Here is a 740-nt window from a genome sequence, read left to right as displayed (position 1 = left end):
TCTTGGTGTCAGCAACGCAACTACCATTTAAGTGATGCCAACAAAAAGCAGGCGATGCTGCCCGAAGGGATTGCTTTGCTGGCAAATAGTATCGGTTCTGCAGTGGGTTTTTGGGCGCCTCATAATGATTGTCAGATTTATTGTACTCCGGGTGTACCGAAAGAACTTGAGCTGATGCTGCGTGAGGAGATCTTACCGAGTCTAAAGGTTACTTTACCGAGTGATATTGAGGTGAAGCGCCTTCGCTACCGCGTTTTTGGTTATGGTGAATCAAAACTTCAGCAGGTGCTGGCTCAGACCTTTCCGGATTTGCCTGCTTGCATTGAGATAGGCTTTCGAGCCTCTCTACCTCTAATAGAACTGAAACTGAAGGTTGATAGGCTAGAACATCATGCTACTTTAGGTGAATGGGGCAAGAAGATAGAAGCATTGCTTGGTGATCATATTGTCACTAAGGATCAACGCTCTATTGCTCACGTTGTCGTAGATAAGCTTAATGCCGAAAGTAAAACGCTTACCTTTGCCGAGTCTTGTACGGGCGGCAAGATAGCTTCTTTAGTGACAGAGATTAGCGGCGCATCGGCAGTGTTTGAAGCGGGTGTTGTCTCTTATTCCAATGAGATTAAACATCGAGTACTTGGCGTGTCGCAAGACTCTTTGGATAAGTATGGTGCTGTGAGCGAGCCTGTTGTCAGAGAGATGCTGGCGGGTGTGCTCGAATTAAGTGGTGCAGACATAGG

General features: G+C 46.8%; 1 protein-coding gene. It reads left to right on the top strand.

Features of this window, described 5'->3' with window-relative positions; genetic code table 11:
- A partial coding sequence (locus tag A3729_RS08255; RefSeq protein WP_156497795.1) for a nicotinamide-nucleotide amidohydrolase family protein occupies positions 1-740 on the top strand: 740 nt, incomplete at both ends.

The sequence above is a fragment of the Oleiphilus sp. HI0043 genome, from assembly GCF_001634935.1.
The sequence above is the reverse complement of the archived record's forward strand: the minus strand, read 5'-3'. Positions and strand labels throughout refer to the sequence as shown.